General features: G+C 68.4%; 7 protein-coding genes and 1 pseudogene. 6 read left to right on the top strand and 2 right to left on the bottom strand.

Going from position 1 to position 13,285, the window contains the following annotated elements:
* Positions 1 to 436 precede the first annotated feature (436 nt).
* The gene (locus OHO83_RS46330; protein WP_330278397.1) at positions 437 to 1,006 is read left to right on the top strand and encodes an alanine:cation symporter family protein; all 570 of its coding nucleotides are present in this window, start codon (positions 437 to 439) and stop codon (positions 1,004 to 1,006) included.
* Positions 1,007 to 1,010: 4 nt separating this feature from the next.
* Here the strand turns inward: OHO83_RS46330 and OHO83_RS46325 are convergent.
* Positions 1,011 to 2,199: pseudogene (locus OHO83_RS46325) on the bottom strand (RNA-guided endonuclease InsQ/TnpB family protein); the annotation flags it as partial.
* Between the two features lie 1,460 nt (positions 2,200 to 3,659).
* On the opposite strand from OHO83_RS46325, the gene OHO83_RS46320 reads away from it, so the two are divergent.
* Positions 3,660 to 4,346, top strand: coding sequence for a hypothetical protein (locus OHO83_RS46320; RefSeq protein WP_266681881.1), 687 nt, complete (start codon positions 3,660 to 3,662; stop codon positions 4,344 to 4,346).
* Positions 4,347 to 4,644: 298 nt separating this feature from the next.
* On the opposite strand, the gene OHO83_RS46315 is transcribed toward OHO83_RS46320, so the two are convergent.
* Positions 4,645 to 5,196, bottom strand: a complete 552-nt coding sequence (locus OHO83_RS46315) for a hypothetical protein (protein ID WP_266681879.1) — start codon at positions 5,194 to 5,196, stop codon at positions 4,645 to 4,647.
* Between the two features lie 802 nt (positions 5,197 to 5,998).
* Here OHO83_RS46315 and OHO83_RS46310 point away from each other — a divergent pair.
* The 4 genes from OHO83_RS46310 to OHO83_RS46295 all read left to right on the top strand — a co-directional run bounded on the left by OHO83_RS46310 (position 5,999) and on the right by OHO83_RS46295 (position 12,535).
* A complete protein-coding gene (locus OHO83_RS46310; RefSeq protein WP_266681877.1) occupies positions 5,999 to 10,678 on the top strand; it encodes a DUF6531 domain-containing protein in 4,680 nt (1,559 codons plus the stop codon).
* 47 nt (positions 10,679 to 10,725) lie between these two features.
* Positions 10,726 to 11,187 carry a hypothetical protein gene (locus OHO83_RS46305; RefSeq protein ID WP_266681875.1) on the top strand — a complete coding sequence of 154 codons (462 nt, stop codon included), beginning with the start codon at positions 10,726 to 10,728 and terminating at the stop codon, positions 11,185 to 11,187.
* Positions 11,188 to 11,511: 324 nt separating this feature from the next.
* Positions 11,512 to 11,739, top strand: a complete 228-nt coding sequence (locus tag OHO83_RS46300) for a hypothetical protein (RefSeq protein WP_330278398.1) — start codon at positions 11,512 to 11,514, stop codon at positions 11,737 to 11,739.
* 205 nt (positions 11,740 to 11,944) lie between these two features.
* Positions 11,945 to 12,535: a hypothetical protein gene (locus OHO83_RS46295; protein WP_266681871.1), complete on the top strand. Its 591-nt coding sequence runs from the start codon at positions 11,945 to 11,947 to the stop codon at positions 12,533 to 12,535.
* The last annotated feature ends 750 nt before the right edge of the window (positions 12,536 to 13,285 follow it).

The following is a 13,285-nucleotide window of genomic DNA, read 5'->3' as shown; positions in this document are numbered from 1 at the left end:
TGCGGTGGCGATGCGAGGCGCGGCGATCAGTGCCTGGAGCGGTGCGCCCAGGCCCATGGTGAGCGCGCCGATCGCGAGCGGGCCGAGGGCCGGGGCGAACGTCGCAAAGGTGCCTGTCGTGCCCCGCCGCAGCGAGGCCGCGAGCACGCACAGCGCCCCGGCTCCGGCGGAGCCGGCCCCCGCCCTCGCTCCGGGGCGCGCTGTCCCGTGGCGCTCTTCGCGTTCTCTTTCCGTGGGTTGTCCGGGGCTCGGCGTGGTGGTCGAAGGTGAAGTGCGGTTGTGCACCGGCCGGTTGGGCTGCGTGGGGTTTCTGGGATTTCGTGGGGTGTCTTGGCCGGGAGTCGTCCGCGTGAGCCCGTCAGGGACGGGTGTCAACGGGTGTCGGTGGTGAGGGCTCGACAGCGGCCCGGCGGCCCCGGTCGACGGGAACAATTGTGTGCTGTTCACGCTGCTCACCAAGGGCGTCCCGTTCCGCCGCGTCTCGGACATGATCCGGCAGCTGCGGACCGGCGAGGCGAGTGAGGGCGGCATGTCCTCGCTGCAGACGCTCGCACTGTCCCTGTCCAGCCGCATCGGAGTCGGCTCCATCGCGGGTGTGGCCACGGCCGTCGCCTCCGGCGGTCCCGGCGCCCTGCTGTGGATGGTGGTCGCCGCACTGCTCGGGGCCACGGCCGCGTACGGCGAGGCTGTCCTCGCGCAGGTCTACAAGCGCCGCGGCCACGGCGAGGACCTCGGCGGCATGCCGTACTACATCAAGTACGGACTCAAGGCCCCGTGGCTCGCCTCGGCCGTGGCCCTGACGACGATGGTCGCCTACGGCTTCATCCTGCCCGGTGTGCAGGCCAACAACGTTGCCTCCAGTGCCCGGTTGGCCTTCGGCGTGGACGGCTGGCAGGTGGGCCTCGCGCTGGCCGCCGTCCTCGGCCTGGTCGTCGTGGGCGGCACCCGCAGAATCTTGAAACCTCCCCCAGGTAGATCAGGGGGATTCCTAGCTCACGTCGCCTGATCCCCGGCGGGGATGCAGGTCTTACACGATCAGCACTAGCCGGGACGGAGACCAGCCCGGACGAGCATCACACGGGCTGAGTTTTTGTCCCGGGGTCGGGACACCCCGCATGTGGTGCACGTATACGTTCGTTCTGAGAGAGGCAGCGCGTGGTTGGTTCTCGCTCCGCAGTCTGCGCAGTCCATCGTGGTGTGCGCCGGGTGCACCAGGTGCACGGACCGGCCGTGCTTACGGCCCATCTCGGCCAGGGCTGTCTTGGTCGCGCCGATCGCCGCGTCAGCGGCCTTCTTGGCCATGGTGGACTTCGCGAGGAACTTCGGCCGGAAGTCCTCCACGGCCAGGCCGTCATGGTCGCGGACGACCTTCTTGGCCCACTTGCGGGCGGTGTCCTGACGCTGCCGGGCCACCTTCTTGTGCAGCTTCGCCGTCTGCCGCTTCGCCTCGCGGTAGCCCTTCGATCCGGCGCATCCACGCTTCGGCTTACGCCGGGACATCATCCGCTGATAGTGCGCCCAGCGCTGGGCGGCCCTCTTCCCGTGCTGCGGGTGAGGAAGGTCGTGGTCGTCGCTGGTGGTGGTCGCGGTCTCCTTCACACCCCAGTCGATCCCGATCACCCGGCCGGTTTTCGGCAGTGTCTCGGGCATGCTCGCCACGACGAAAGACGCGTACCAAGCTCCGGTGCTGTCGCGCAAGACGCGGACGCTGGAGGGTGGCTTGGAAAGGGCACGCGACCACACGACCGTCACGGCGATGCCGCCTGCCAGGTGCAGGCGGCCGTCCTTGAGCCGAAAACCCAGCCGGGTGTAGTTCAGCGACAAGTCGTCCTGGTGCTTCTTCTTGTACTTGGGCATCCCGGCCCGCTGCCGCACCGGCACAGCGGCCTTGATGTCCTTCAGCGCCTTCGCCCGCGACTTCGCGAAATCGCGTATCACCTGCTGCTGAGGAACGCTGGAGCCCTCGCGCAGCCAGCCCATGCAGGCACGCGCCTGGGTCAGCATCTTGTCCAGCCGGGCCGGACCGCACTTCTCGTTCTCGGCGTGCGCCCTCTTCGAGCGGGCGCAGCACTCATTCCACAACCACCGGCACCGCGCCCATTCCGCTTGGAGAGCGCCAGTAGCGGTGGACGACACGCGAAGACGGAAGGTGTAGCGGGCATGCCCGACACCTGCCTTCTCCTGCGCCGCGTTCGTCATGAACAGCAACCTATCCGGGAGGACTGACAGTTGAGAGCTCTGATCCAACGGGGGCTGCCTCACCACCACAGCGGGAGCACGCCGATCCGCCCAGCCGGCGAATCAGCTTCCCCTGCCCTGCTCCACAGGAGTCCGACTCCTCCCCGGCCTGAAGGCCGGGGCATCCTCGGAGTAATCCGGTGAAGGCCGCACGACGACGTACGAGTACGACGCGGCGACCTCTCGATGGTGACGAGGGGGCCGAAGACCTCCTCGCGGGTCTCCGCCGGTCCACGACCGCACGCCGAGACCTGCCGCGACGGTCACCCCCGCCGTACCGAAAGCCCACCACCGTCTGCTCATTCACCGGCACCCTACGCGCTGTGTCGAACCCGGGGTGGCTCAGCCCATCGCTCGCCCGGCATGCAGGCGGCCTGCGGCCAACTGGCGGCAACAGGTACCTGGCCGTCCGACGCCAAGCCCGACCTGCTCGAATACGCCCTGTTCAGCGCCCCGTGGACGTGAACCGGTGGCTTGCGGCCTAATTCGGCGGGCATCGGCGGGGTGTTGGCCATACGGTCGCCATGAGCGCTCCTGACAGGAACGGCGTTCCTTGCATGGCCCCGCGCTGCGTCGCACGGGCGCGGGGCTGTGCGGCGCTGGACACACCCCCAGGCGCCCACACCACTTCCCGTGCTGCTGCCTACCGGTGTGCCCGCCCGTTTCTGCCATGTTGTGGCTCCGGAACAGGAGACGAACTGGAAGTCGCAACTGGCGTCATAGCCGTCCGGGAGTGCCTCGACGGTCCGCGTCGGCGAAGTAGGCGGCTGACTCCGCCTCTGCCGCTCCTCCCATTCCACATCACTGCCCCAAGCCAGAGTGGGAACCAGCGAGCCCACTGCGGCAAGCCGTGCGTGAGAACCAACCAGACGCGGAACAACGCGCTGCCCACCAGATAGCCGCAGCGCTTTACGTTGGAGCCTGCGGCCTGCCGCATCGATTGCATGGCCATCCCGCAACGGTATGAGGCACCACCACAACGCGCCTGAGTACACGTACTCACAGCAAGCCAGTTCAGATGCCACCCGATCGTGCAGCAGACCCTTACGCGTGCCGTGATTCGTCGCTGAGGTCGCAGTCCCGGCACAAAAGGCCAGGACACGTACGCCGCTGCTTCCACCCCTCGGCGCATGCCATCGTCGGCGCACGGCCTGCTCGCTCCGGAACGGCCAGGTGCAACCTGCCAGGTCCACCCGCATCGGCCCCAGCCCTCAAAGGGACGCCGCCCTACACAGAGATTCAACCCTGAATGCAGGGTGCAACCATCACTCGATGGGAACATAAGCCCTCACCCATGCGTACTATCGCTACGCCGACACACCACCGCTCGCCGCGGGAATAAACAAACGGGCGGGCGCACCTACTTCGGTTGCACTCACGGTGGTGCGCTATTGCTGCCGAATTGAAGAGAGGCCAACACCATGACTGACAACCCCGTCACCATCACCAGCGTGACATCTCAGTACGCCACTCAGGTCGCACAGGACCTTGAGCTCAATTCCAAAGAGCAGGAACGTATCGGCGCGGAACTCTCCGCCCTGCAGGCGCAGTTGCGCATCCTGCAAGACGACCAAAACGTACTGCACAGCATCCAGAAGACGCTCGGCAGCCGACCGGCATCTGCGCCGAGCACCCCGGAGCCTGCGGCGTCCCTCCCGCAGCAGGCATCCGGCAAGAAGACCACCACCCGGCGTGCCCCGTCCAAGACTGCAGCCAAGGCCCCCAGCGCGAAGAAGACCACTTCCCAGGCCAAGAAGGACAAGACCCAGCACGCGGAGCCGAAGGCGGCTACGGCATCGGCGCAGCCCACGCTGATCGCGCTCATCCGCACCCACCTCGACCAGCAGAAAGAACCCCGTTCCGCGGCGGAGGTCACCTCGGCGCTGGCCAAGGCCCACCCTCAGCGCACCATCAAGTCGACCGTCGTGCGCACCACGCTCGAGAATCTTGTCGCCAAGAGCCAGGCTCACCGGGCGAAGCAGGGCGCCTCGGTCCTCTACACGTCAGTTGCCGTGCAGTCCGCGACGGAGAAGGCTACGGCTCCCGTGCCGCGCCAAACCGAGCAGGACAGCGGCAAGCGCGAGAAGGCCGGTGCGGTCAGTTCGTAGCCGTCGAGGACATCCGAAGAAATCTTTCGGCGAGCAGCCAAACGAAATATCCGGCCATGCGGCCGCGGCCTGTGTCGGTGCGCCAGCCCGGTGTGGGGGCGTTCAGCCGGGCGGCCACCGCGTCGCGTAGGTAGAGCTGGAGATCTTTAAGGGTGTGGGTTGCCTGGGGTTGGTGACGGATGTCGTGGGCTGCGCTATGCCGGAAGCGATGAGGTATCCCGTTGGCGGAGGGCTGACGGCTGAGGAGCGGGTTCGGCGTGAAGGGGTTGCGGCTGGTGCCGCTGTCGATCGGCGGCCGTCACACGGTCGCGGGGCCGGCGGTCTCCTCCCACATCTCGACAACGCGCCGCGCGGCTTCGGCGTAGGCCGCCGACGGGGAGGAGGGATCCTCCAGGACATCGCGCTCGCGGGTGCACTCCCACTCGACCTGAGCAGCCAGGTCGACCAGCTCCTTGGCTTTGTGCCCGGGGAACGGGTCGGCCGGCGTCGTCCTCATCGCCCGCTCCAGGTCCTGCCATCGGTCCGGCGCAATCTTGCGGACCGCCTCGACAAAGTCCATGGGAATCTTCCGCGGGACGCGCACGGCGGGCGTGTACAGCACCTCGCCGGTGTCGCCGCCGGTCACCGTGAACCGGCCGACCGGCCGCAGCAGCCGGGTGCTGCCGTCATAGCGGATCAAGGTCAGCTCGATCCCGTCGGCCCTGCCGGCTTCGACGTCAACGCCGCTGACCACGCCCTGATGCCGGATCGGGTGTTCGTCGCCTGTCCAGCCATCGTCAAGGACAACCCGGCGGCCGCGCAGCGCAGTCCAGTCGACTGCCACAGGGTCTTCGGGCTCGGTGCTGCTCATGCCTGCCCCAACGTCTGATCAGTCGGCAGGACACGAAGCGCGCCGTGCCCGACACCCGAATGCGGACACCTCCCGCCGCGGTTCCCGCCCGGCGGGACAGCGGCAGCAGAGCGGCACGTGCCGCGCCGGTCGTCGTCGAGCGCGTCCATGACCACTCCTCGGCGCCTGGCCGTCCATCCGCCCTCCGCTCCCCCAAGAACCAACACATCCCGGAACGTTGCACTTCTTCACCTTCAAAACCAAGACGCCGACCCGCACTCACGCCTTCATTTCCCAGAGCATGCGTAGAGCAGCTCTCAGAATTTGGGTCTGCTACAGGTTCGGGTGCCAGGTTCGGTCACCCAGCTTGGAGTGCCGGTGCGGTTGGTGTCGTGCCGCAGCGGTGATCCCGAAGTGCGAGGCACCGCTCAGGGCCGCCACCGAGCTCGCCCGGCGCCCACCGGGCTCTGCGGTTCAAGGCGAGGTCGAGGTATCACCCGAGCCGCGTATGAGGGTTGACTCGACGAGCGGATCCCCTGCACTCGAGCGGGCCACAGGAGTTGCGTTTTCCTCGTCCCGCCGGGCGTCCGGCTCCGCGTCTTGGGCGGTAACGGCGGCGCGACATGGCGCTCTCAGGACACTGGGCCGCTCCGCGTCGGTCCCCCGCTGCCCTGACCGCGAGGCTCCGGCGGCCTGGTGTGTGGCAAGAACGGCTGGCTTACCGCTTTCACCTGCGTCACTGCCGTCCACTAGGGTTCTTGATCGCATGCGCAGCAACTTTTATGCCAGCGGGCAGGCGTGAGGCACGGGGAGAGGTACGGGGATGGGTTATACGATTCCGGGCTGGCTGGACGAGATCCTGGACTTCATCGGGATCAATTTCCCGAACGTCGACGAGGACGACTACCGCGAGATGGCCACCGCCATGCGGGAGTTCGCGGAGAAGTTCGAGGGTCATGGCGGGGACGCGCACAAGGCGTTCTCCCGGATCCTGTCCTCTTCCGAGGGCTGGGCCGTCGACTCCATGGAGAAGCACTGGAACCAGATCAAGACCAGTCATCTGGAGAAACTCCCCGAGCTGGCCCGGCTGTTCGCGGACGCCTGTGACGTCCTCGCCGAGATCATCGAGTGGATGAAGCACAAGGCGGAGGCCGAACTCGCCATCATGGCAGGCGCGGTGGGCCTGTCCATCGGCCTCGCCTGGGTGACTGGCGGTCTGTCGGCGGTTCTTGGTGCGGCCGAGATCCAGGCGATGCGGCAGGTGGTCAAGCGGATCATCGACGAAGCGGTCGACCGGATCGTCGACGAGGTGATCGCGAAGCTCACCGAGCCGGTCAATGCGAAGCTGGAGGCGATGGTCGAGGACATGGTCCTGGACCTGGCCGACGGCGCGTTCCACATGCCGCCGGCCAACGGCGGCGCCGGTGGCGGGCACGGCGGCAAGGGCGCCATGCATCTCAACTCGGCCGACGGTGCGGGCACTGGTCCGGGCAAGGTCACCCGTATCGATCATGTCGAGTTCGAGGACGGCGCGGGCAAGGTTTCCCGGCACGGCAGCGACATGCATACGGCTGCCTCCGACCCGCTGGGCCGGGTCAAGGGCGCGTTCGGCCGCAGTAAGGGCCGCGACCCTTTCACGAAGGCCTTCGACAGCGTGCTGCACGGCGCGATCAAGGGCTCCGAGAAGGCCCTGAAGAAGATCAGCAAGCACATCACCGAGACCGTTCCGGAGCGGGTCAAGGGCGCCTCCCGCACCCACAAGGGCAAGGACCACGACGTCCGCACCAAGGTCGATGCCATCACGGGAGGCAAAAAGGACGGCGACGGCAAGGGCGGTGTACGCACCCGGGTCAACGACTTCGTCAAGCGTCTGCCCGACTCCACGAAGGACGCCTGGGACAGGGCCCGCGACAAGGCCATCGCCCTCGGGCAGCGCCGCTGCAAGACCGACCCGGTGGACGTCGCCAGCGGTGAGATGGTGCTGAACCAGACGGACCTGACGCTGCCGGGCGTCCTGCCCCTGGTGCTGGAGCGCACCCACATATCCGGCTACCACTACGGCCACGCCTTCGGGCCGAGCTGGGCCTCGACGCTGGACGAGCGGCTCGAGCTGTCCGGCAGCGGCGCGGTCTGGGCCCGGCCCGACGGCTCGCTCCTCGCCTACCCCCGGCTGCCGCGCGAGGAGGGCGAGGAGGTGCTGCCGCTGGAGGGCGAGCGGATCCCTCTCACGTACGCCGGACAGTCGGCCCTCGGCGACATCACCTACGTCACGGCCGACGTCCGCTCGGGCCTCACCCGGCGCTTCGTCGGCAACCCCTACTCCTCGGGCAGCCTGTACTGGCTGAGCGACATCGAGGACCGCAACGGCAACGGCGTCCAGTTCCTGCGCGACGCGCAGGGCCTGCCCTCGACGGTGCTGCACGAGGGCGGCTACCGGGTGCGCGTCACCTGTGACCCGGAGCTCGGCCGGGTCACGGCCCTCGACGTCGAGACGCCCCAGGGCCGGGTCCGCGTCGCCTCGTTCGGCTACGACGAGCACCACCGGCTGGCCGGGGTGTCGGGGGCGCGCGACGTGCCCCTGCGGTTCACGTACGACGACGAGAACCGTGTGACGTCCTGGACCGACCGCAGCGGCCACACCTACGGCTATGTGTACGACGCCGCGGGCCGCGTCGTGGAGACGGTAGGTCCCGACGGCGCGCTGTCCTCGCGCTTCGCGTACGACACCGCGGCCCGCGAGACCCGTTTCACGGACTCGGCCGGCGCGGTCACCGTCACCCGTCTCAACCCGCTCGGCCAGACGGTCAGCGAGACCGACCCGCTGGGCAGCACGGTGCACTTCGAGTGGGACCGGTACGACAACCTGCTGGCCCGCACGGACGAGCTGGGGCACACCTCCCGCTTCACGTACGACGAGTCCGGCAACCTGCGCACGATCGCGTACCCGGACGGGCGCCACGCTTCGACCACGTACAACGCCCTGCACCTGCCGGAGACGATCACCGGGCCGGACGGCTCGGTGTGGCGGCAGCGCTTCGACGACCGCGGGAACCGCACCGCGATGATCGCGCCCGACGGCACCTCGACGACGTTCACGTACGACGCGTCGGGCGCGCTCGCCACCGCCACGTTCCCGAACGGCGCGACGGAGACCCGCACCAACGACCAGGCAGGCCTGGTCCTGTCGGTCTGCGACGGGCACGGCGCTACCTACGCCGTGCGGCGCGACCCCTTCGGGCGACCGCTGGAGAGCATCGACCCGGCGGGTTCCGTCACTCGCATGGAGTGGACCGCCGACGGCTGGCTCACCCGGCGCACCGCGGCCGACGGGGCGAGCGAGCGGTGGACGTACGACGAGGAGGGCAACTGCCTCACCCACACCGGTCCCACCGGTGGCGTGACCCGCTTCGAGTACACGTGGTTCGACCTCCTGGCCGCCCGCACGGGCCGGGACGGGGCGCGGTACGAGTTCGCGTACGACACCGAGCTCCGGCTCACCGGGGTGAGTGACCAGCAGGGCAGGACGTGGAGTTACCGGTACGGGCCGTCGGGTCTGACCGAGTCCCAGACCGACTTCGACGGCCGCACGACGACGTACGAGTACGACGCGGCGAGCCGCCTCGTCGCCCGGACGACCCCGCTCGGGCAGCGCATCGCCTTCACGTTCGACGCGGTGGGCAACGTGCTGGAGAAGGACGCCGCCGGTGTGCTCACCCGCTACACCTACGACGGCGCCGACCAGCTGATCGGAGCCGTGTCGCCGACCTCGTCGCTGTCCCTGGAGCGCGACGCCATGGGCCGGCTGCTCACCGAGACGGTCGACGGGCACAGCATGCGCTTCGGCTACGACGCGCACGGCGAACTGGTCTCGCGCACCACCCCCACCGGTGCCCTCACGTCGTATTGCTACGACACCGCGGGCAACCGGACCCGGGTGGATCTCGCCGGTCACCCGCTGGACTTCACCCACGACGTCCTGGGCCGCGAGACCGCCCGCACGCTGGGCCCCGCGCACGCGCCGGTCACGCTCGCCTCCCGGTGGGACGCGCTCGGCCGGCTGGCGGCCCGGTCGCTGACCACGGCCCGCGGCCCCCTGCGCGACCGCTCCTACGGCTACCGCGCCGACGGATTCCTGACGCGGGTCACGGAGCGGCACGAGGGAACAGATCAGCTGTTCGAGCTCGACCCGGTGGGGCGTCCGGTCGGCGTCACCGCGGGCGACTGGGCGGAGCGCTACGCCTACGACGACGCCGGGAACCAGACCGACGCCCACTGGCCCGCCCGGTCCACCGGGAGCTGCGGTGAGCGCACCTACGAGGGCACCCGGCTGACGGGTGCAAACGGGCTGCGCTACGAGTACGACGACGCCGGACGGGTCGTCCTGCGCCAGAAGCGACGGCTGTCGCGCAAGCCCGACACCTGGCGTTACGCCTGGGACGCGGAGGACCGTCTCGTCTCGTGCACGACGCCGGACGGCACCGAGTGGCGCTACACCTACGACGCCGTGGGCCGCCGCACGGCCAAGCACCGCATGGCGGCGGACAAAAGCGGCGTGGTGGCCACGGTCCGCTTCGCCTGGGAGGGCACCCAGCTGGCCGAGGAGACCGACTCGACCACCAAAGTGACCCTGACCTGGGAGTACGAGGGCCTGCAGCCGATGTCGCAGCTGGAGCGGCGGATTCCCGCCGACGCCGCACAGCACGAGGTGGACAGCCGGTTCTTCGCCATCGTCACCGATGTCATCGGTACCCCGACGGAACTCGTCGGCGAGCAGGGCGACATCGCCTGGTACAAGCGGTCCACGGTCTGGGGCATCACCACGCGCAACCGTGACGCCCAGGCACACACACCGTTGCGTTTCCCCGGCCAGTACGCGGACCCGGAGACGGGCCTGCACTACAACCTGAACCGGCACTACGACCCCGAGACGGCCCGCTACGTGTCGGCCGACCCGCTCGGCCTGGTGCCCGCGCCCAACCCGGCCGCGTACGTCGTCAATCCCTTTACGTTCATGGACCCCGAGGGCCTGGTCGCGAAGGGCTGCACGCAGGAGAGCGGCTGGTACGGCGGCCTGCTGCCGGCCAACACGAAGAAAGACGGGTCGAAGTACCCGCAGCCGATGGAGGTCAACCACATCCCGGCCAAGTCGGCGTACAAGGACGTCATCGAGCCCGGTTTCTACATCGCGAACAAGCCGCACAAGAAGCAGAAGGTCAACAACGGCCCGGCCATCCGCATGCAGCGCGACCACCACGAGCAGCTGTACAGCACCGGGTACTCACTGCAGTCGCAGGCATGGCAGCAGTACCAGCGCGAGCTGATCAACTCGGGGCGGATCACCGACGCCATGCGCATGGACATCGACGACATCAAGCGGCGCTTCCCCGGCACCTACGATCAGCACATCAAGGACATGGTCGCCAGCCTGGATGACAACAAGCCCCTCCAGGACATGCTCAAGACGCGAGGATGGAAAATCGACAAGGCCGCTCTTCTCGCATGAGGTCCGCGGCACGTCACTAGGGCATCGACAAAGGCGAAGGACGGAACATGGAACTGGAACTACTGCCGCTGGCCGGTGTCGGGCCGCTGCGGCTCGGCATGTCGGCGCAGGAGGCGCGCGACGCGGTCCAGGCGTGGGGGCTGCTGCGGGTCGCCTCCAGTGATCCGGAGCCCGGGCAGATCCTGCTCAAGCACGACACCTCCGGCCTGAACGTGATGCTCGGCTTCACCAAGGGCGCGCTGAGCGGCGTGGAGCTGTTCCGGTTCCTCGACGAGGACGCCGACGTACGCGTGCTCCTCGACGGTCTCGACGTCTTCCGCACCCCGAGTGTGGACCTCTTCGAGCTGTTCGCGGAGCGGGGCCACGAGATCACCGAGAACGACCTCGGTTTCGACGAGCTGCCGGAGCTGAAGATCGTCCTCGCCAACCAGAGCAGCTACGAGTACCCGGTGGACGAGGACGGGGACCCTCTCTACTACGACTACGTGCGCCTCGCGGACCAGATCTGACGCACGGTAGACCCACGGCAGGGCCCCGCTCGGCGCAGACTCCGCGAGCCCCGAGCACGATGTCCGTGCGCCGGTGGTCTCCTGCGGCGGGTGCTGCAGAAGAACTCCACCAAACGCCGGAGCACTGCGAATGAAGCCGGTAGCGGCGGCGCAGCAGAGAGGCGATCGTGCGATTCCGCTCGACGACCTGCGGCGCCGGCTTCTGTAGGTGTTGCACCTCAGTCCTCGGCAATCTGTCGGGCCAACTGCAGTGCTCAGACGCCCCCCTCTACGCTCGGTGACCGACGTGGCTGCCGCTGCGAAGGGGATCGACGAGGGAACACGATGAGTGCGGGTTGGCGCAGGCTGTGGCAGACGATGGCCGTGGGCGGGATCGGGTTGAGCCTGTACGCGGGCTTGTTGACCGTCGACGACGTCCGCGACGGGGCTTCCAGCGAGCACGACATCGCCGCGGCCTGCGACCACCTGGTGTCGGGAGCGCAGGTGATGGATCTGCAGGGCGGCATGGTCCGAGCGCAGTCCGTCGACCACAACAACGGCATTACCCGCTGAACCACCCGACGCCGCACGACTACACACACCGAGGCAAGTTCCTGAATCGCCTCGACACCCACCTCCAGAACCACGTGCAACGATTGCTCGCCAACGGAAAAAGGAAGACCGAGATCACGGCTTCACTCAAAACCGAGCTCGGCAACATCGGCGGCGCGATTCTGAAGACCGGGTCCCCCGGCCCCACTGCAACATGGACGGCACCATGAACCTCCCTACCGACGGCACACTCGACGTCTTCCGCGTCATGCCGGAATTCGGCGACCGCTACAAGGGACTCCTGGTCGACGCGCTCCCCCTCATGCGGTGGGAGCTCGACAGCAGCACCCACCCACGGCCCGACGCGCTCGTCGCCGAGTGGCACGGAAATCCCAGCACCACGGTGTCCGACTACACCACCGGGCACACCGCCGCGCCAGTGCTCAGCCGGAAGCTGGCCGACGAGACCCGCGCCGCCTTCCAGCCGTTCGGTACCTACATCCCCGTGCACGTGCCGGGCGGCGGACCGGACGACTTCTGTGCCTACATCCCCGATGTCGTGGCCGACTGCCTCGACCACGAAGCGTCGTCCGCGCCGACCGAGACCGGTGAGATCTGGCGCGCCGTACTCGCCCCGGACCGGATCCCCACCGACGCCCCGTGCTTCCGTCTGACCGACGCCAAGACGTTCGTCTACTGGAACGGCTGGGCGGCCCGCCTGATCCAGTCCCTCGCCGGCCCGGACAACGTCGAACTCCGCCTCGTGTGGTCGGCCGACCCCAACGCCCAGCCCCACCCCCGCCCGATGGGGTTCTGACCAGCGGCCGAGCCTGAGCCGGACACACCGCGACGCCCGCCCTGTTCATCCGGTCGGAGACAGTCAGGGCGAGCGTCGCGATCAGTTCCGTACGCCGTTGTACCGGACGTCTTTTGAAGGGCCTTCATATCCTCGGGGCGTGACGTTCCATCACGAGACTGAGCTGCGGGACGTTGTCCCACTGGGCCAGAGGAATCAGCACGGCCAAGGGACGGCGCACGTCTTCCCCAGCTACATGGATCTTGGAGGTCAGGCCGCCCCGAAAGCGTCCGCGTCCCTCATAGGATTCATGCTGCTGGGGCGTCTTCTTCTCCCAGCACCGCGGAAGTCTCGTGCAGGCTCCAGCGGCGTGCTGGTGAGCCCCCGGCAGCTGGTGGTCGGTGCGTCGGCCAGGACGACCACGAAGACCTTGTCCCCCGTGCCGTCCTCAGACCATCGTGCCGCTCGTGCACAGTCTGCCGCTTGCCGAAACGCGCAGGCAGATCCCGCCACGGTGCCCGGTGCGGGCTCTGCGGTTCAAGGCGAGGTCGAGGGATCACCCGAGCTGCGTATGAGGGTTGACTCGACAAGCCGATCCCCTGCACTCGAGCGGGCCACAGGAGTTGCGTTTTCCTCGTCCCGCCGGGCGTCCGGCTCCGCGTCTTGGGCGGTAACGGCGGCGCGACATGGCGCTCTCAGGGCACTGGGCCGCTCCGCGTCGGCGAGTTGAACAGTGTCGCCCGGCCGGCGCCCTGCCGAGGAAGGCCGCAC

Source organism: Streptomyces sp. NBC_00569 (genome assembly GCF_036345255.1).
GTDB lineage: Bacteria > Actinomycetota > Actinomycetes > Streptomycetales > Streptomycetaceae > Streptomyces.
Note: the sequence above shows the minus strand (reverse complement) of the source record. Positions and strands in the feature narration are given on the sequence as shown.